We start from the raw sequence: 18,991 nt of genomic DNA on the forward strand, positions 1-18,991 counted from the left end.
GTTTTCTAATTACTTCAAAATTTAACCTTCGGCAAACCTTTAACTATTTCAACGGTTTGCAAAGAAACGTTAATAATACTCAATAATAAATCTAAAATATATCTCGGATTACCGACTTCATCTGCCCAATCGTTCGGGTCGTTTTTGATTTGGCTTTCTTTGTGTACCGTTATTTGGTAACGCTCCATTATCCATTCAATGGCAGATTTGCCGTTTACTACATATTCGTATGCTTCGACAGGAATATTTTCGACTGTGATTTTGCTATTGAAAAGTATCTTGCTTTTATCGTCTTTGCTTTGGAAACGCATTTTTTCAACTTTGAAAAATTCACCATCTGCTCCTTTGACAATTACACCTTCGGCTGGTGGTACGTTTTCATAATTTATGTGTAATTCTGCTAATTTGCGACCTGCTTTACTGAATGCCCAAAAGTCTTTCATTTCATCTACTAATGGCAAACGTGGTAACATTTTTTTAAGGTCTGCCGCAAATATTTCTTTATACTCAGGGCTATGCAGAAAGCCATAAACATAATAAAAAATATCTTCCTTGCTTACATTTTTACCATAAGACCTTTGTGCTTGTTGCAAGATAAAATCAGAAACGCCATCACGTCGAATGTATTTATCTTTATTTTCCTCAAATAAACTTACTTGCTTTTTTTCATTTTCTTCATAATAATATAATGGGAAACACTGACCATTAAATTGCAATTGTACATCTGGAATACAATCTGTAATTATGGTTGAAAAATCTTTGCTCCCACCAATTCCCGAAAGACTTATGATAACATTCTTAGAGTCAGAACTTGGGAAAAAAGAATCCATTCTTGAAACAACATTATTAAATTCTCTACTAAAATATAAATGTTGCTTGAAAAATGGGCGATAAAACCCAACTCTTAAATTCTGAATATCAAACTTTTTTTCTTTTCCATTATTAGCTTCTGCTAAAAAAGCACGAGTCCAGTTAATTTTTAAATCGTCATATTCTACAAAATCTTCAATTTTTAATTTTTCATGTTTAACCCGCTCTTCTAAAAAAAATATAGTTTGTTGATTATAAAAATTTATTGACTTTGATACATTATGGCTTAAAATATCAATATTTGAATTATAACACCACGTATCACGAGAAGTTTCTAAACCCCTACAATATAACCCATTAACAAAAAATGTTTTTTTCTCATCCTTAATTCCTAACGGTATGAAAGTTTCAAAAACACTATTCCTAACACTAATCCAATCACCATGTTCATTAGGTGAAAGTATTTGCCAATCTATTTTTTCATTATTTACCGATTTGAATTTTGTAATAATATTTAGTTTATCTTCTCGGCTTAGATAATCCCCAATATCGTGATAATGAATAACCGCTTTATCGGTTTTAAAATTTTGATTTTTAACTAAAAAAGTAATAGCAATGGGCGTTCTTGAACCTGAGCCAAATATTTTTCCACCTTCTTTTCTCGAAAGTTCGCCACTGGTTCGCTGATTTCCTCTTAAATTAAAAACATAAATAGCTGTAAACTCTTTTTCTAAACACTTGCGAAAGCCTTCTGTACTATTTCCATCTATCCAAGCTCCATTTGAAACGAAGGCTATCATTCCACCATGTTCTTTGTCTAAACGGTCTGTACTCCATCTAAATGCCTTTATATAAGAATCATATAGTGAGTTTTTATTTGTTGCTTGTGTTTCTACTGCATAAGTCTTTGCTATTCGGCTATCTAATTTCTCATAGCTTTGATTTTGTGCGTTATCATTGGCTGATTTTTGACCAACTGAGTAAGGAGGATTTCCCATAATAACACGCAAAGGGGCTTTCTTTTGAGCAATTACACGGCTTGAGTTTTGTGGAAACATTTCAGAAAACATTTTTTCACTGGCATCTGATTCGCCTAATTGGAAAGTATCTGTTAAACAAATACCCTCAAAAGGTTTGTATTCGACGCTTCCATTTCGGCTAGGCTCAATGTCCGTTAATAGGTCATGGTAAGTATTTTCGATATTGATGGCAGCGATATAATAAGCTAATAATACAATTTCGTTGGCATGAAGTTCTTGGGTATATTTTCGTTCTAAATCTTCTTTTTTGATTAAACCACTTTGTAACAATCGGGTCATAAATGTACCTGTGCCTGTAAATGGGTCGAGAATATGAATGTTTTCATCTGAGATTGAACGCCCAAATTCTTTTTTCAGAATATCATCCACCGACTTAATCATAAAATCTACGACTTCAACTGGCGTATAAACAATACCCAATTTTTCAACCATTTTTGGAAATGCTGACTTGAAAAATTTATCGTATAATTCAACTATTATTTTCTGTTTACCTTCTGCATTGTCAATGCCACCTGCACGAGATTTTACAGATTCATAGAATTTTTGTAGTGTTTCGGTGTCTTTATCAAACGATTGGTCTTCCAATAAATCAAGCATTGTTTGCATCGAAACCGAAATCGGGTTATTCTTTACAAACGAATAACCTTCAAAAAGTGCTTCAAAAACTGGCTTAGTTATGATATGCTGCGAAAGCATTTCAACGGCTTCTTCCTGCGAAATTGACGGATTGATGTTTTTTTGTAAACCACTTAAAAAGTTCGCAAAAGCTTGGTTATGCTTGGTATCTTCATTAATCAAGCGATTGATACGCTCAATGTATCGTTCGGCAATTTGTGCAACATCTTTTGCCCACTGCTCCCAATAACGGCGGTCGCCGACTTTCGTAACCATTCGAGCAAAAACAACACTTTGTAATTGCTCAAACTGGATTGCCATTTGTCGGTTTAATTCGGTATTGGCTTGGCTATTGGTTGAATTATCATCACTATTGCCATAATCTGGTCTGCCTACCAAAATTTGTTCGGGGCGTTTTTTGTTGAGTTCAATTTTATTTACAGTAGCATTAAAACGGTCGTCATGGGCCCGAAGGGCATTTAAAACAGTCCAAACAACTCTATAACGGTCGTTATCATCGAGAGCTTTATCGGCTTCAACATTTGAAGGAATCACCACAGGAATAATAATATAACCATACTTTTTGCCAGGGGATTTTCGCATCACACGTCCAACCGATTGCACCACATCAACTTGTGAATTTCGAGCCGATAAAAACAAAACAGCATCTAACGATGGAACGTCCACCCCTTCGCTCAGGCATCGGGCATTGGTCAAAACTCTGCATTCTCTTGGGCCTTCGGGCGTATCTTTCAACCATGCCAATTCTCGATAACGGTCAGTTACTGACATTGCACCATCAACGTGCTTAGAAGCGATTGATACTAATTGCTCACGTTTTTCGGCAGGTAATGAATCGGAATAAGTATCACGAGTATCGTTGAAAATGCTTGTAATTTTCTTTGATTCTTTGATATTTTGGCAAAAAGCTACTGCTCTTCGCATTGGTTCGGGGTCGGTTTCTTTTAATAATCCAGCATCGCCCAAAATTTGTTTTGATAGTGCATTGATACAACCAATTAGCTTTGAAGCATCATCAGTATTGATTTCGTTGCTATCATCAGCTATCATTTGCTGAATGGCAATTGGCATATCGCTTTCGCTCAATGTCAATACAAGAACCTTATAATCAGATAATAAACCTTCTTCAACTGCTTTGCCAAAACCTATTCTATAAATTTCTTCACCATAAACTGCCACATCATCCATCGAACAAAGTTCTGCGTCTGCCTGTGCTGCTCTTGATTTGGCGTTATCATCAAAAAGCCTTGGTGTGGCAGTCATGTAAACTCTTTTCTTTGCTTTCAAAAACTCATTATCATGCACTTTTACAAAAGCTGATTCATCGCCACCAGAAAGTGTTACGCCTGTGGTTCGGTGGGCTTCATCACAGATAATTAAATCAAAAATTCCAAACGGGTTTTCTTTATCTTTTGCTAATAAACCTTTTTGTGCATTTGAAATGACTTCGATTGACTGATATGTAGAAAAAACAACCGTCATTCCTTTGTTTGGCGATTGCTTAAAATATTCAAATTGGCGTAAAATATTCGTTACGCTCGTTGATGCTGGCAAAGCTAAATCGGTAGTGCCTGTATTATCACCATCATCATTTTTTTTACTAACTCCTGAATCTGAACATATACAAATTGCATTAATTGGCTCGTTTGCTTCGGCTGTCCATTCTCTTAATGTTTGACCTAATAAGGCAATTGAAGGAACTAAAAACAATATTAAACCTTTGCCATTGGTTTCATTTTCAGCGATTTTTAAAGAGGTAAATGTTTTGCCTGTGCCACAAGCCATAATTAATTTACCTCTATCAGCGGTTTTAAAATGGTCTTTTGTAGCGTTTATTGCTTGTAATTGGTGTGTACGAGGGCTTTTTCTTGCTAATCTTGCTTTCTCACCAAATACACCATTTTCGAGTTTTTCCCAATCAACAGGAGCTTGTTCTAAATCATAAAGACTTAAACGAGAAACTGGCGGATTTTGATTTTTGATGGCCTCCTGTGCATTTACCCCCCAATAATTGGTGGTAGAAATCCATAGCCGATGAGCAAAACTAACCTTACTATTATTTTCATCAGTAAAAGTTCTACTGGATGTCGAAAGAAAAGAATCAACTTCTGGTTTATCAATTATGGCTTTTTCTTGATAACATTTGCATTGAATCGCCCAATAATCACCCTCATTTGTCAGTGCAACTAAATCAATACCAGTATCTTTTCCACCAAAATCTTTACGAGCAGGAAAATCATTCCAGAGCCAAACAGATTTGAATTTATAAGCATAATTTGGGTCAGTTTGAAGAAAAGCCTTCATTGTTCTTTCAAACTTATCTCCTTTATCACGTTCGGAGAATGCCGCTTTACGAAGTTTATTAAGTACAGTTTGAAAAGTTGTTTTTTCGTTCATGGTTTTGTTACGCTGTAATTTCTATTAAGTAGCAATTACGCCAATTATTGAACACAAAGCAATACGACCAATAAAGAAATAATCGGGTGGGGTGCGTAGTCAAAAGGCGTGCCTAACCTAAATGTGCGATGGAAAAGCCTAATATCTGTGTGCGGTTGCGATTCCTTTGCAGGAAGGAACGACCGATAAGGAATGGCAGTAAGCCTGTGCAGAGCCTCCAACAGATTTTAGGCTGTGCGGAAAGTATTTAGAGTTAGGCAAAGTCTTGTGCGGCTGGTGGGTGGGACTATAATGATACCTTATACTCGGTTGCATCAAATGCAACATCACGAATGAACACAATCAATCATATTTTCCTGTATAATTTCCTTTTTCTTCCACTTCTTTGTAATAGCCCTTTGATGTTTTATTTGAGCTACCTACAAAAATCTCTATGAAAAAGGCGAGAATCTTCATTGCAATAGCAAAAATCATCAAAACTGCATAAAAAATAAATTTTAAGATTTTAAGAAAAGTGTCCATAACATTTGGTGGTTTTAGGTATAAATTTACGAAATTCTAAGCATTTTTTTACAATCTTCGGCAATTTTATTCATCATTACTTCCATGTCAACAGGCTGATTAAAACTCGGTATAGGCTTGCTATGTGTTTGAAATGAACCATCTTTTTTATATTCCCCATTCATGCCATCAATAGTTTTAAAAATCTCTCTTATGACTTTCATTTTAAATGTAGGAATGATAGTACCAACCTTAATGTCGCTTGGCTCAATGGCTCTTATGCCTACAATCTCGCCCGCTTGAAGATTCAAAACATCTTGGGGTTTTACAGCACGCTTTTCAATTTCTGAAAAATTCTTTCCTATTGAATTATTGGTTGAGTTTAACCCCTTTGAACTATGACTCTGATTTTCACTTTTAGTAACTAATTTAGTTTCGCCAATCATCCTTGAAATATACTCTGCCGTTGAAAATACAGTTGTACGTGTAAAAAACTGGTAATTTAAGTTGGCTAATAGTGATTCAGCTTCGGGTTTTCCATATTTATCTTCGATTTGCGTTAAATTTTGTGCCATGAATATTACTGAAAGTTTATTGCTTCGGCAAGTGGCTGGTACATTTGATAATCGAGGAATGTTGATTTGGGCGGCTTCATCGAGCAAGCAAAAAGAATGGTGTTTACCTTGCTCATTCATTTGTTTGAGTGCTACCGAAAATATCAATGAAATAATCGGAGAAAGTGCTGCCGCAATATGATTATCAGTTCCTACACAAATGACCTTTGGATACTTAGGGTCATTGATATTCAAATCAAAATCATCGCCCGATAAAACATATATCAAATTGGGGTCGTTTAAGGTCGCAAAATCAATTTGTAAGGAGCTAACAACGCCTGATAATTGATTTCCAGCTCGTTCATCTCGTGCTGTTAGCACCGACCGAATGATTTTGGCACATTCATCGTCAGTTTCGAGCATCGCCATTGTATCTCGGTACGAAAAGCCAGTAATGATACTTACTAAATGTGGAATGGTACAAAAAAGAGGATGATGTTTTTTTAGAAACCAGATAATAGCCGTCAAAAAAGCAGTAGAAGATTTCACCCAAAAGTCAGATTTTTGATTCGATTCAGTGTTAAAATTCACGACTAATGCCTTAGCAAACTCAGTGGCATAAATCTGACTTTTCAAGTATTTTGGGTTCAAAGGGTTGAAGCGGTGCGATTTACTAATATCTGAAAAACTGACTACAAAAAAAGTAGGCTGTAATTCACCTTTATTCGATTCTTTCTTGGCTGAAAAATGCAGATAGGCAATATCAGATAAAGTAGGGAATTTGTAATCATAGATGATTCCTGCATAATTTTTTCGTGCAAACTGTTCGATGAATGGCTCGGCAGTTGAAACTGTCTTACCACCACCATTTGAGCCAATAACCAAAATTCCACGAAATGGATTGGTGATGTTTACTTGTTTTTGATTATCTCCTTTCAGATGTAAAGAATAGTTGGTTTCATTCTTTTTTCGGTCAGTCTGCACTCTTTCAATTTCTTTTTCAGGAAAATACGAGAAAAGAAAGCCAAGCGTAACAATCGCTACATAAATAAAAAGTGTTAAAAACGAGAATGGTAGATAGATAATAAATAACCCTAATGTCGCACACAAAACATAGGTGATTATTATATATTTACGGTGCTTTTCATTCAAAACTTTTCTTGGAGTAAAGCCATATCGTTCGGCAAGCGATTGTTTTCGGCTTATATAAAAGAATAGCCAAAGTAAAGAAAATGCCATTAATCGAACTAAAAAACCATAGTAATTATAGTACGTAGCATAGCGAACTAAAAACCATCGGGGCATATTTTCTGCTTTTATCCAATAGCGAATAAAGGCTTCACCAAAGATAAAAGTCATTAAAATTGAAATAATAGTCCATGTTAATAGTTTTTCTTTTTTCATAATTTTTGTATTAAAATGAAAATATCTTATACAAGAAAGTTTATAAAGACAAGTCTTGATTTAAATTGCGTTTCTTTTTGCGTTTCGCAGAAGGGTTTATTTGATTTTTACTAAATTCGTCTGTGCTTAGATGCTCAAAAATGCTCTGAAAACTTTTAAATTCAGCCATGAATGATTTGTTTGTTGATGGTAGCTCTAAATCAGTTTGGATTTTAAAAGGCGTGGTATTTTCCAATAATTTCATTTGCTCAGATGAAATTGGAATATTCTTTTGCTGCTGTTGGCTATTCTTAGAACTTTTATTTGCCCTTACTTCTTTTATAACCATACCTAAATTTTTCCGAAAATCAGTGCTATTGTTTTTGATTTTTGCAATGTTTCTGATTTCAGTAATTTGCTTGTCTGTGATACCCAACTTCTCCAATAGATGTAATTTCTTTTCAGTCCAAAGAATAAAATAGGCAGTTTTATCTTTGGATTTAGGTATTTCCTTGGGGTCAGGTTTAAAATCAAATTGTTGGTTAAACTGTCGTTGATTGGCTTCAAACCAAGTTGTCATTTTGAACCTTTGTTTATTAGATGTATTTGGATTTAGCGTAATTTTCTGCTCCTTATCTCGTGCTGAAACTACTACGTGAATATGTGTCTGTAAACCTTTTTTCAAATCGCCCGATTTCTTTTCACCGTTCAAAACTTCTACATCTGTACCTTTGTAGGCTCTGTTTTGGTGAATGGTAGCATACCAAACTAAATCTTTTTCAGAAAGCTTTCTGCCTGTATTTAACGGAGTACCGCCCAGATTGAAATTAGCTGCATATTTTTCCATACAAGCGATAGTAAATGCCTTCAATTTTGAATGGTCATTGCCTATATGCTCCAACTCTTTTGCTGACGGAGCAATGACCAGCGAATGAAATTTATCATCTTTTTGGGTCAAGCCTTTTACATTATTATCAATGGCTTCCAACATTTGTTTTTTATCAAAATCGCCCAAAGAATTAAAGAAAATACCTTTTTCTTCGTTCGTTGATGGTTCTTTATTGAGATAATTACCCAATCGAGCGGCACTACTTTTATTGTCATAAACTATGTTGCCATGCTTGGTAGGGTTAATTATTTTTGAATACATAGATTCGATATTTCTTTATTCCTCTAAATGTTTGAAAGCTTCTTTATAAAATAAATCAAGCCTTGCCTTAATGGCTTCAACTTCATCTTTAGTCATATCTAATGTTTCAAAGAAAAGTGTGGTAAATGATACCAAATACGCTAAAGTCTGCCTCGAAATTTGCTTGTTTTCGTTGATTAACTTATCAGTTTCTCTTTTCTTTAATTCTGCCAAAACAGTATTAATTGGCATAATATGTTGGCGTTCTTGCACCTGCAAAAAAGAAAAAATCTGATTTCGTAAGCGTACTACTTGGTTAGCTATTGAATCATTATCATCAAAAAATCGAGGGTCTATTTTGTGTTTAATAAAGTAGTTTAAAGCAGTTTCGGTAAACATTTTCATGGATAATTTCTCAACTTTTTGCGTTAGCTTACCATTAACGAAGACCGATTTTAGATGAGTTTTATCTTTTTCTGAGAGTGTTGGAATGATAGCATCGCCATTGATTTTGTTTAAATTTTCAACGGTTACTCTTACATTTTTGACAATCTCTTCATCAATCTTAATTTTGGCTATTCGCACTTCTTTTTCCATATTTTTGTATATCGGGGTACTTTATACTGTTTTAATTCATTGATAATCAATGACTTGCATTTACTTTGGGGTACTTTGTTTTTTATAATCCTCTGATTATAAATGAATTAGCTCTGCTAACCTCACCCTTCTTGCTAAACCCTATTCTACGTAGTATTAACGAAATCTTAAATATAAATATTTTCAAATAAAATAAATAAATATATAAAATGAATTATATATTTGTGTCAGAATTACAGAAATAGGATAAAACAGAAAGACAGATTTACGGTAAAACAGATATACGGTAAAACAGAAAAATAGAAATACTGGAAAGCAGAAGTACAAAAATACAAGAATACAGAAAAGCAGAAGTACAGAAATAGATTACGCACCCCGCTCATGACAGAAAAACAGTATTACAAAAAATCAGAAATACAGATTAACAGAAATACAGAATCACAGATACCTGTTCAATACAGAATTACTAAAAAACAGAAATAGTATAAATTTTAAAACAATCAATCAATGACAACACAAACAAGAAACAACAACGGTTCTCTGTCCGCTCGAATTATTTCAGTAGCAAATCAAAAGGGTGGCGTTGGAAAAACCACGATTACAGCTCTATTGGCAAATATTTTGGGAAGCACTTATCAAAAGAAAGTTTTGGTAATTGATGCCGATTTACAAGCAACAATTGCTATGACACGAGTAGCTGATTATGAGAAAAAGGACGAAGGTTTTGTTTTTCCCTACGAAATCATCAGTATTGAAGAAACCGATACATTGCACGAATTGGTACAAGAAAACCAAAATTTATTCGATTTTATATTCATTGATGCTCCACGATTGACTAACAAAGACGACATTATCAAAGATGCCATCAATATTTTTGCTCCCTGCGATAGTATCTTAATTCCGACCCAAAGCAGTAGTTTTTCTACGGATTCAATGTTTCAATTTCTACCTGTAATTAAAGAAATTGAAAAACAACGAACTGATTTAGACCTTGATTTTTACTTTTACGCCTTTTTGAATCAATCTCGTTCGACCAATAATGACAAAGAGGTGCTGGAGTTGATGAAACAAAACGAAGAAGTACCATTTTTTGACACTCCTTTATCCATGCTCGAAGTGTTTGTTATCAAAGATTCTTACACGTCGATTTTTGATAAAAAGGGCGGTAAAGAGAAGTTTGAGCCTTTTTTCAAGGAATTTATTGAGAAATTTAAGATTGAACTATGATATGGAAAATCAGAAAGGTAAGCCAATGACAATGGAAGAAAAACAGCAGCTCATGCGTGAACGCTTGGGTAGAAATATTGGTAAAATGTACGATAAACCTGTTGAAATTACAACCAATGAGACTTTGGAAGTAGCAACAAAGCCTGTCGATAAACCCAATAAAGTAGTCAAGGGGAAAGAAAAAGTACTTGAAGCGACTGACAAAGTTTGGAGGATTGAATTAAAAATTGCTTCGGTCAAACTGCTCTACAAACTTGAAATAATATCAAAAATGAAAGGTAAGTCTAAGCAACAATACTTTTTAGGACTCTTGGAAAAGGATTTAGCTGCTAATGCCGACCTGTTTAAGAACATCTAAGATGAATTGATTTCAGTGAACAATTAGTAAATAGGACTATGCCATTCCAAAAACTTTAAAATAACGATTGGGCGAAGCCCAAAATTTTTTTGGACAAATTGGATTTGTGTCATTTAGGTAAAAAGTACAAGGAAATTAAAATTAGGGTTGTAAGCATTTGCACCTGCAACCCTAATTTTTAGGCATTTATTAACTCCGTACAGAATTTAAAAGCAGTTTGATTGAGTTCGTTTGACGAACCAAACGGATTGCCAAAGGTGGCATTTTTTGTGTTTTTAATGTGGGTAGTGTAGTGCGTGATGCCATTAAAAAGTCCAAAAGCATTATCACCCAAATCGGCACATTCTCTGTCAATTGAAGAATTGAGATTAGTTATAATATTTCTTTTTCGGGTCGATAATTCATTGCCGAGTTTTTCTTCGTCATTCATTCGGGTTAATCGCTCAACCAAAGCATCTTTGATGGAATCATCAATTTTTACCCAAGAAAGTTGCTCCATTTTTTCAAATAATTGGGTGCGTTGCTTCATAAACATATCAAAGTATTGTACTAAACCATCAATGCGGAGACTGTTATTTTTAGTGTGGTTTACTTGGAGTTGACGAAAATTTCTTGAAAAACGGTTGGAACATCTGACCATAATATTACTATTTCCAATAAAAAAGCCCGTTGAACCATCAAAACTATTGCCTATCATCAAATAATCTTTAAACTCATGCCCGCAAACCTGCATTGTGTCGGTACATTTGAGAAATGATAAAACCTTTTTTCCTCCATCCACATCGTAATAATTTTCAATCGGAAAACCTGTAATAGCGTGTAGTTTTTCGGTTACTTCGATAAATTTTTCGTTGTGTGTGGGGGTGTAACTGGATTTGGCAATGTTTAATAATTGCCCATTATCGTTGCGAAAAATACCTTTATAGCCTAAAACTTGCTTATTGTTGGCAAAAATCGGTTTTTCTATAATATCCCATTCTAAAGATTCCATTGAATTAAATTTTGAGTTTTAAAAATTGATTTGAAGAAAGCCCAACCCTAAAATTGGGCTTTCTTTGTTTGTTAGATAGTGAAATTGACAATTTCAGTTTCTAAGGCTTTGAGGTGGGTTTTGCCTGTTTTTACCAAATTATTGACAAAATCCAAAATCATGGCTACATTCTGAATTTGAATGTTTTTGTTTGTTCCTACATTTGAAATAGTCATAACTAAACCTTCATCACCGTAATCTTTTGAAAAATCCTCAAATTCGCCTACTCGTTCTTTGGCTTTGTTGAATTGTTCTTTCATTTTTAACCCTTCATCCAAACGGTCAAAAACGGCATTGGCTGATTTTAATTCAATTACCTGAAGTTGTGCAGAAACTTCAATCGGCTTTTGCTCTTCGGTAACAATCGGCTCTGTACCGTTGATTTTGCTTTTTTCGGCCACTGTTTCAGCCTTTGCAGGTGCAACTGGTGTACCGTGCGATGGACTGCCGTTGCTGTTTTTTGTTGGAGTGTTTACTGGATTTGTCATTGTATTTAGAAATTAATTGATTTGATAAGCCGATGAAAGGGGGCTTTTTCCCTTATATTATTATTAAAATAATTTAGAATGGTAAATCACCTTCATTTTTACCTGCTTCAAAAGCAACATTGCTTTCTTTGGTTTCTCCAAGTAAAGGTTTTTTCTTGTTTCCTTTGGGGTCTTGTTTAGCTTCTTGCTCTGCCTTTGCTTCAACTTCTTCTCTGCGTTTGCCCAATAATTCAATGCGGTCAACTCTGATTTTTACAGATGTTCGGGCGTTGCCGTCTTTGTCTTCCCATTTTTCAGTTCTGATTTTTCCTTCGATGCAAATACGGTCTCCTTTTTTTATAATCGTTTCAGCTACGTTGGCTAAATTGCCCCAAACTTCCAAGCGATGCCATTCCGTTTGCTCTACTTTTGTGCCGTCTTTCTTGGTATAATTTTCATTCGTTGCCAAAGAAAAAGTAGCTACTTTTGAACCACTATCAAGGGTCTTAACTTCGGGTGTACCGCCCACATTTCCGATTAAAATTGTTTTGTTCATTGCTGTATAAATCAAAGATAAAAATGAATGTTTTAATGAGATAATGTGCTGATTATTAGCTCATTATCTCCTTGTTTGATAGTATAAAGATACGGCAGAAAGGGTGTTTTTTGAAGTAAATGAGATAGAATCGACAAACAAGATTCATCCTTTTTTCCCCTTAACAAAAACTCTTTTAGGTATAAAAAAGCCCTCCAAAAACTTAACTTTGAAGGGCATAATTAAACACAATACATTTTGTTTTACAGACTTATTTCTATCGTTTCTGGTTCTTGTTTTTGATTATATCCATTGTCTCTTTCATCGGTAGATTTATCTAATTCTTCTCGGATAACCAAGCTATCTAATCCATCTTGATTAATTTTTTCAAGGTCAATTTTTTCAATTTTATGTACCGATATTTCACCATCTTTTTTCACTTTGACTGAATAATCAGCAATGGCAAGTATTTCGCCTTGTGTATCAGTTATGGTAATTTCTTTCAAGTTCAAATCTTTTTTCAACAATTCCACTTTACTTGTGTTATCCATTTTCTCAATGTTTTGCTCATTACGTTCTACAAACTTCTCTCCCAACAATAGACTTTCATGCAAAACTGGAACTGAAAGGAGTGTTATGCTATCTTGTTTAAAAACAACAGAACATTTATCTGTGGAAGCAGCATTAATCTTATCCATGAATGCAGTATCATTACTAACCATTGCTTGTAATGGTGTTTTACTAACCGTTTGGAATCTACATTCCAACGAATTATCTTCTCTGTGGTGCGTTGATAGCAAAACCAGTTCGTTTTGTTTGAATATAGTATCAGTAATCGAAATGGCTATTAACTTCTGTTTTTCTAAGGCTTGTTGTTCTTGGAATTGTTTTTGACTGGTGGCAATATCTTTCTTGAAGGTTTCATTCCTAAATTCAATATCCTTATTTTTAATCGTCGCTACCAATTCGGGAGCTTCATATTCTTGATAGGCTGTATATTTCTCCAGATAAATATTGGCTACTTTACTATTTTTTGTATCCAAACTTTGGGCATACGCTAACGCCTCGATAGGTCGAGCGAAGCGATTCATAGCCAGTTCAATAATCTTAGATTCTTTGGTAAGTGTTTCTTGGCTTACTACAAAAGGTTTATTTCTGCATATTTCCAAGTTATAATCTTTTTGTTTTGGATGTTCTAAGGAGATGGTACCTTCTAAGCCTTTCATGGCTACCAAACCTTTTTCGGCTTCGATAAGATAATTTTTGTGGTAAGGAAACCTAATTTCTATCTGTTGATGATGGGCTGAATCAGATAAAATACTGTACTTAATGGTATCTTCACTTCCTTGATAAATTTTACTTTCTAAGGGTTTTATCAGTTTATCTTCTACCTGTTTTTGTTGAGTTAATTTATCCTCAGCATTGATAATTGGCATTTGAAGTCTCAAAACGACCTCTTTTTTGTGAATACATGAAAAATCACCTTTGATAAGCTCAGAGGTTGGTGCGTTTGGGTGAGAAATCTGACCAATGATATTCAAGCTATGCCGATACCCACCATTGTCATTATCAAAAGCAAGGATTATTTTTTCGGGCTGGGTTTGGTTAATTACTTTTTGAAGGGTAGCATAAGCCGCATTGGCTGGTGTACCTGCGGTGGCAATATAAATGTTGCCTTCTTGTTTTTCTCGAATAGGTTTGTGGTGTAATTCAAGATAAGAAAGTGTATCTATTGGACTTTCTGCAATGATGAGTTTATCAATCTTTTTTGAACCGAAAATATCCAAATTAGAAATGTGCATTGCACCGTCCCGTTCATTCGTTAACCTATTCCACTGTTCTTTTCGATAACCATTTTGTTCATCACTTCGATTAATAGCACACACAAAGGCTTCATCGGTTCGTAATGGGAAGCTTATATTTTTCCAACCATAAACTCTACTATTGAATATTTGACCTTGAAATTCGGGAGAATGAAAAGAATTTTCAGTCAATCCACGACTTTCCAAATATCGGGTGTCAGTCAATGGATTCATGTTTAGGTGAAAAGAATCTACCTGCTTTTGTAAATCCTTATCGGGTTTGGGTGGTGAGGGTGGCAGTTGTACATGGGTAGCATTACCCATATAGTTGTTCAAATGAGCAAATATTTTTGCCCAATCTTCTTTTTCAACAATAGAAAAGTTTTCTTTCTTTACCAAAAAATCGACAATTGTTCCTCTGTCTGATGGGTCGCCATCTGTGATGTAGCGATAACCTTTTTGGTTGTCTTTACGAACCAAAATTGTTTCAACACTTCTGCCGTCTTCTAAACGTTGAACGACTGTGCAGTTTTTATCACTTTTACTTTGGTTGATTTGCCAACCTTTCGATACTGCATAAGATGCAATGTTAATTTCTTGCCTAAATCTACCTAAATTATTTTCCATAAGAATAGATAATGTTTGTAAATGAAAACACAAATGTTGTAAAAATACTATCATATATTTTCATTAAACATAAAAAATATTTGTTTATGAAAATATAAATATTTATGTTTGTACCCAAAGTATTCTTATTTCATTTAAAAATGGTCGAATGGGAGCGTAAAGAAATAATACTATTAGCCAAAGGGTTAGGACTTTTTTCAATAGGCATTTTTCTTATAGCATGGTTTGGAAACTGGGCTATTTATTTTTGGATGAATGATGTTACGACACTTCCAATCAAAGAGTTGAGAGGTGTATTGTTAGGGCTTTCATGCTTCTTTTTGGGTATAGGGTTCATCTTTGGGTCAGTTTTTATTTTTGAAAAAACAGTAAAATACAAACGGTCGGCGTTCCGAGAGGCGGTATTCCTATGGACAGTACTTAGACATTGGACACTGGAGTGGGTAGGCATAAAACAAAAGGAAGAAATATTAGCGGTAGAATGGCAACATTTCAAAGTCAAAGAATTAACCAAAGAAACTAATAATCCTGAGAAAAATATCCTTAAAGTTATTGACGAACAAAAAACTTCACCTAAACCTCAAATGCTAACAAGGTCAAACAAGGAGATAATCAAGACCACCCAAGCAACCGCAGTATTGAATGAGGAAGACGTTGCCAAAATCAAAATCAGTTTAAATTTTACAAACATCAATTCAAAATTATGAAAACACTAAAACTTCGTGTAACCAATCAAAACTTACAATTGTTTAGCATCTACCTAATTCTGAGCATCATTTTTTCTGTGTTGCCAAATGAAGTCATGGCACAAGGCGTTGTTGGCGGCTTAAAAAATATTAGTAAAACGGTGCAGCTTGTAGTAAATGTTGTTTTCACGATTGCTATTGTCCTCGGACTTATTTCTGTCATTATTGGATTCATCAGTGATAGCCCCAATAAAATCATGCGATTGGTTTATTTGATAGTGGCGGTTCTGCTTTGGTTCGGATTTACGTTTGTTTTTGAGCAAATCAAAACCGATGTGGGCGGACAAGGTGGCTTTAATGGTAATTGAGGTGAATATCAGAAAATCATTAGAAAAACCAACCCTTATTGCAGGAGTAGAAATGAGTGATTTGATGCTATTTCTTATTACAAGTTTTGGGTTTGTAATTGTGCTTAGTATCATGCGTACATTTTTGCCGATTCCTTCATGGGTTAATATGGTTTTGTTGGGATTACTGATAGCAGGTTTTATTGCTTTACGAAAAATAACAGCGAAGAAGCACGCCACATTTTTGAAAAGTCTAATCTATTGGTATTTGTCTGCTCCCAAAAAAGTAGAAATGTCTAAACCTAAATTATTCAGAGAGTATCATTCTAAATTTCTAAAATCAAACCAATGATAGACCAGCACAGAAATTTCGAGCAAGTGTTTCCCTATTTCGCTTTTGAAGACAATCTATTGATAATGTCTGATGGAAGAGTGGGAATTGGCTACCGTGTGCAAGGTGTTGAAATAGAGCGATTAAGCACGGGTGAATATAACAAGATTGGTGAAAATGTTTCGCAAGTCTTGAAAAGTTTAGAAATCGGTGCTTGTGTTCAAATGATGGGTTTTTATTATTATGACCAAGCTAATCTTTCGATGAAGGATAAAAACTATTACGAGCAGCGTTTCATTCATTCTTTTGGTGAAAGACCTATTCAACGCCACGAACAATACTTGTTTATCAGTTTTGGGGAAGAAAAAAACAAGGATTATACCTTGACCAATAATTGGTTTGGTCGGGGCGGTCGGGTCTTTGAAAATACATTTAAAGACATCTCATCGTACAAAAGAAAAATAGAAACGATTGCCAATCATTTTATTTCGATTGTCAGCATAGGCGATTTGAGCTACCAACGCTTGACTGAAGATGAGGTAATGAAAGTTCTTTGTCAATATTTCAACCTTGATTTTACACCTGACCAATATACTATCTTCAAAACCTTCACACCCGATAAAGAACGCTTGATTTTGGGAACGGATACTGTCAATATCATCAGTATGTCGGGGCAACCTACGAATGTCAATAATGACATGGATAATGGTTATAATGTCTCTTCTCCACAGTTGTATGCCTTGATGAATGAGTTAGAAATTCCTCATGTGCTGAGTGTTACATTCAAACCTTTGGATACCCAAAAGGCATATAACAAGATTGAATTTGAAGCAAAGAACATTGCTCGTCTGGATTTTTTGATGTCGGAACAGCACCGTGCCAAAAGTAGAGATATGTTCGAGTTCTTGAATGAGATTACAACCAATGGCAATTCTTTGTTGAATGTCTCTGTGCAATGTTTGGTTTGGAAGCCTTCGGGCGGTATGCCGCCCAGCGGCGTTCCACACAAACAAATAGAAGATTCCATTCAAAAAGTAATGAAAGCCTATCGAGAAATCGGAGCGGAATCTTATTTAGAAAATTTGGATACTACTAACCTTTTTGTCAGTAATGCCCCTTGTAATTCGTATCAGAATTTTCGTTGGTTATTAATGGATAATATGGTGGCAGCTTGTTATTTCACTACGACTGCCTTACTAAAAAGCGACAAGAAAGGTGATTTATTGTGCGATAGAATGGGCAATCCACTATTGGTTGATTTTTACGATACGATAAGATTTGAAAACAATAATTCTTTGACAATTGGGGTGCCAGGTTCGGGCAAAAGTTTCACGATGGGTAATTTGATTTTACAAAGATTTTATAGAGGTGAAAGACAAATAATTATTGATGTGGGTGGTACGTATCTTTCTATCTTTTATGCCATTCCGCCTGATAAATGCCGCTATTACGAGTACGACCCCGAAAAGCCATTAAGGTATAACCCTTTTTTAGTAAACTATGACGAAATCTCTGGCGAGTTCAGATTGACAGAAGCAAAAATGGAGTTTTTGATTAATTTGATTGCTACGATTTGGCGAGGTAATTCAAATCTTACTAATGCTGAAAGGAGTATTCTGAACAAGTTTTTGAATCAATACTTCGACGAGTATAACCAACAAAAACAAAGTACAATGCCTTGTATTTGTGGCTTTTATGATTTTTTAAATACTTTTCAGCAAGAAAACGATGGGAAAGATGTATATACAAAGATTGAAAAGAGTCTCAATATAGATGAATTACTCATCACTTTAGAACCCTTTGCAGTTGGGAGTTATCAAGCAATTTTGAATTCTGATAATAACTTCGACTTAGAACAACCGATAGCCTCTTATCCATTGATTTGCTTCGATTTAGCCAAAATAAAGGCTAACCCTACATTATATCCAGTTGTCGGAATGCTCATCATTGAACTATCCTGCGATATTATAGATAAATATCCCAAAGTAATCAAACGCATTTATATTGATGAAGCATGGTCGATGTTAGATGGTTTGTTGGGTGGTTTTATAGAATATATGTATCGAACTGTTAGAAAATGTGAGGGGACAATAAGCATCATTACCCAAGGCATTTCGGAAATCCAAAACTCTTCCATTGGTACTGTTGTCAAAGATTTATCTTCAACAGTTTTCATCCTTCGACATACCGATTCCAACATGATTGATAAAAACGTCAAATTCTTTGGATTGAACAAACACGCCGAAGACTTATTGAAGTCTTTACGAAAAGATGCCGCTGATAAATGGCGAGAAATTTTTGTCAAAAGAGCAGATTTAATCAATGTTTATCGGGTAGAAGTGCCGTCGAAAATTATCCCATTGCTTACCTCTCGTGCAGAAGAGCGTAACAAAATTCGAGAAATGGCAGAAGGTGGAAAATACTTTGATTATGCTATTAACCGCTTCGTAGAAGAATGGGAAGCAGAATACCATCCAGAGTGGCGATTCCCGACGGAACGCCGCCCGAAAGAACATGAAATTTAAACTAAATAA

General features: G+C 34.9%; 15 protein-coding genes. 6 read left to right on the plus strand and 9 right to left on the minus strand.

Translation table 11 applies throughout. From position 1 onward, the window contains the following. Positions 1–14: 14 nt before the first annotated feature. The 5 genes from IEX65_RS05360 to IEX65_RS05380 form a co-directional block, all read right to left on the minus strand. A complete protein-coding gene (locus IEX65_RS05360; RefSeq protein WP_188764997.1) occupies positions 15–4,883 on the minus strand; it encodes a DEAD/DEAH box helicase in 4,869 nt (1,622 codons plus the stop codon). A gap of 342 nt (positions 4,884–5,225) precedes the next feature. Next, positions 5,226–5,405, minus strand: coding sequence for a hypothetical protein (locus IEX65_RS05365; RefSeq protein WP_188764998.1), 180 nt, complete (start codon positions 5,403–5,405; stop codon positions 5,226–5,228). Positions 5,406–5,431: 26 nt separating this feature from the next. Next, positions 5,432–7,342, minus strand: a complete 1,911-nt coding sequence (locus IEX65_RS05370; protein WP_188764999.1) for a type IV secretory system conjugative DNA transfer family protein — start codon at positions 7,340–7,342, stop codon at positions 5,432–5,434. Between the two features lie 40 nt (positions 7,343–7,382). After that, positions 7,383–8,471, minus strand: a complete 1,089-nt coding sequence (locus IEX65_RS05375) for a DUF5712 family protein (RefSeq protein WP_188765000.1) — start codon at positions 8,469–8,471, stop codon at positions 7,383–7,385. Between the two features lie 15 nt (positions 8,472–8,486). Continuing rightward, positions 8,487–9,047, minus strand: coding sequence for a hypothetical protein (locus tag IEX65_RS05380; protein ID WP_188765001.1), 561 nt, complete (start codon positions 9,045–9,047; stop codon positions 8,487–8,489). Between the two features lie 507 nt (positions 9,048–9,554). On the opposite strand from IEX65_RS05380, the gene IEX65_RS05385 reads away from it, so the two are divergent. Next, positions 9,555–10,274 (plus strand): ParA family protein, encoded by a 720-nt coding sequence (locus IEX65_RS05385; RefSeq protein ID WP_188765002.1) that lies wholly within the window; start codon positions 9,555–9,557, stop codon positions 10,272–10,274. A 1-nt stretch (position 10,275) separates the two neighbouring features. After that, the gene (locus IEX65_RS05390; RefSeq protein ID WP_188765003.1) at positions 10,276–10,632 is read left to right on the plus strand and encodes a hypothetical protein; all 357 of its coding nucleotides are present in this window, start codon (positions 10,276–10,278) and stop codon (positions 10,630–10,632) included. A 178-nt stretch (positions 10,633–10,810) separates the two neighbouring features. Here IEX65_RS05390 and IEX65_RS05395 read toward each other — a convergent pair whose 3' ends face one another. The 4 genes from IEX65_RS05395 to IEX65_RS05410 all read right to left on the minus strand — a co-directional run bounded on the left by IEX65_RS05395 (position 10,811) and on the right by IEX65_RS05410 (position 15,093). Beyond that, entirely contained in the window at positions 10,811–11,623 is an 813-nt protein-coding gene (locus IEX65_RS05395; protein WP_188765004.1) for a DUF932 domain-containing protein, read from the minus strand. A 71-nt stretch (positions 11,624–11,694) separates the two neighbouring features. Further along, complete coding sequence (locus tag IEX65_RS05400; protein WP_188765005.1) at positions 11,695–12,150, minus strand: hypothetical protein; 456 nt, start codon at positions 12,148–12,150, stop codon at positions 11,695–11,697. Between the two features lie 73 nt (positions 12,151–12,223). Continuing rightward, positions 12,224–12,685: a single-stranded DNA-binding protein gene (locus IEX65_RS05405; RefSeq protein WP_188765006.1), complete on the minus strand. Its 462-nt coding sequence runs from the start codon at positions 12,683–12,685 to the stop codon at positions 12,224–12,226. Between the two features lie 242 nt (positions 12,686–12,927). After that, positions 12,928–15,093, minus strand: coding sequence for a toprim domain-containing protein (locus IEX65_RS05410; RefSeq protein WP_188765007.1), 2,166 nt, complete (start codon positions 15,091–15,093; stop codon positions 12,928–12,930). 104 nt (positions 15,094–15,197) lie between these two features. Between IEX65_RS05410 and IEX65_RS05415 the strand changes: the two genes are divergently transcribed. Genes IEX65_RS05415 through IEX65_RS05430 form a run of 4 tightly spaced genes read left to right on the plus strand, consistent with a single transcriptional unit; the run spans position 15,198 to position 18,982 of the window. Next, positions 15,198–15,800 (plus strand): hypothetical protein, encoded by a 603-nt coding sequence (locus tag IEX65_RS05415; RefSeq protein WP_188765008.1) that lies wholly within the window; start codon positions 15,198–15,200, stop codon positions 15,798–15,800. Beyond that, entirely contained in the window at positions 15,797–16,147 is a 351-nt protein-coding gene (locus IEX65_RS05420; protein ID WP_188765009.1) for a hypothetical protein, read from the plus strand. Before IEX65_RS05415 ends, IEX65_RS05420 begins: the two co-directional genes overlap by 4 nt. Then, positions 16,113–16,478, plus strand: coding sequence for a VirB3 family type IV secretion system protein (locus tag IEX65_RS05425; protein ID WP_188765010.1), 366 nt, complete (start codon positions 16,113–16,115; stop codon positions 16,476–16,478). Before IEX65_RS05420 ends, IEX65_RS05425 begins: the two co-directional genes overlap by 35 nt. Then, entirely contained in the window at positions 16,475–18,982 is a 2,508-nt protein-coding gene (locus tag IEX65_RS05430) for a TraG/VirB4 family ATPase (protein ID WP_188765011.1), read from the plus strand. Before IEX65_RS05425 ends, IEX65_RS05430 begins: the two co-directional genes overlap by 4 nt. Positions 18,983–18,991: the final 9 nt, after the last annotated feature.

Origin of the sequence: Emticicia aquatilis (genome assembly GCF_014644295.1) — a bacterium.
Classification (GTDB): Bacteria; Bacteroidota; Bacteroidia; order Cytophagales; family Spirosomataceae; genus Emticicia; species Emticicia aquatilis.

What these genes read in the sequence shown, in the direction of transcription:
- IEX65_RS05360 (WP_188764997.1), bottom strand. Translation starts at nt 4,883, where the DNA reads ATGAACGAAAAAACAACTTTTCAAACTGTACTTAATAAACTTCGTAAA.
- IEX65_RS05365 (WP_188764998.1), bottom strand. Translation starts at nt 5,405, where the DNA reads ATGGACACTTTTCTTAAAATCTTAAAATTTATTTTTTATGCAGTTTTG.
- IEX65_RS05370 (WP_188764999.1), bottom strand. Translation starts at nt 7,342, where the DNA reads ATGAAAAAAGAAAAACTATTAACATGGACTATTATTTCAATTTTAATG.
- IEX65_RS05375 (WP_188765000.1), bottom strand. Translation starts at nt 8,471, where the DNA reads ATGTATTCAAAAATAATTAACCCTACCAAGCATGGCAACATAGTTTAT.
- IEX65_RS05380 (WP_188765001.1), bottom strand. Translation starts at nt 9,047, where the DNA reads ATGGAAAAAGAAGTGCGAATAGCCAAAATTAAGATTGATGAAGAGATT.
- IEX65_RS05385 (WP_188765002.1), top strand. Translation starts at nt 9,555, where the DNA reads ATGACAACACAAACAAGAAACAACAACGGTTCTCTGTCCGCTCGAATT.
- IEX65_RS05390 (WP_188765003.1), top strand. Translation starts at nt 10,276, where the DNA reads ATGGAAAATCAGAAAGGTAAGCCAATGACAATGGAAGAAAAACAGCAG.
- IEX65_RS05395 (WP_188765004.1), bottom strand. Translation starts at nt 11,623, where the DNA reads ATGGAATCTTTAGAATGGGATATTATAGAAAAACCGATTTTTGCCAAC.
- IEX65_RS05400 (WP_188765005.1), bottom strand. Translation starts at nt 12,150, where the DNA reads ATGACAAATCCAGTAAACACTCCAACAAAAAACAGCAACGGCAGTCCA.
- IEX65_RS05405 (WP_188765006.1), bottom strand. Translation starts at nt 12,685, where the DNA reads ATGAACAAAACAATTTTAATCGGAAATGTGGGCGGTACACCCGAAGTT.
- IEX65_RS05410 (WP_188765007.1), bottom strand. Translation starts at nt 15,093, where the DNA reads ATGGAAAATAATTTAGGTAGATTTAGGCAAGAAATTAACATTGCATCT.
- IEX65_RS05415 (WP_188765008.1), top strand. Translation starts at nt 15,198, where the DNA reads ATGTTTGTACCCAAAGTATTCTTATTTCATTTAAAAATGGTCGAATGG.
- IEX65_RS05420 (WP_188765009.1), top strand. Translation starts at nt 15,797, where the DNA reads ATGAAAACACTAAAACTTCGTGTAACCAATCAAAACTTACAATTGTTT.
- IEX65_RS05425 (WP_188765010.1), top strand. Translation starts at nt 16,113, where the DNA reads ATGTGGGCGGACAAGGTGGCTTTAATGGTAATTGAGGTGAATATCAGA.
- IEX65_RS05430 (WP_188765011.1), top strand. Translation starts at nt 16,475, where the DNA reads ATGATAGACCAGCACAGAAATTTCGAGCAAGTGTTTCCCTATTTCGCT.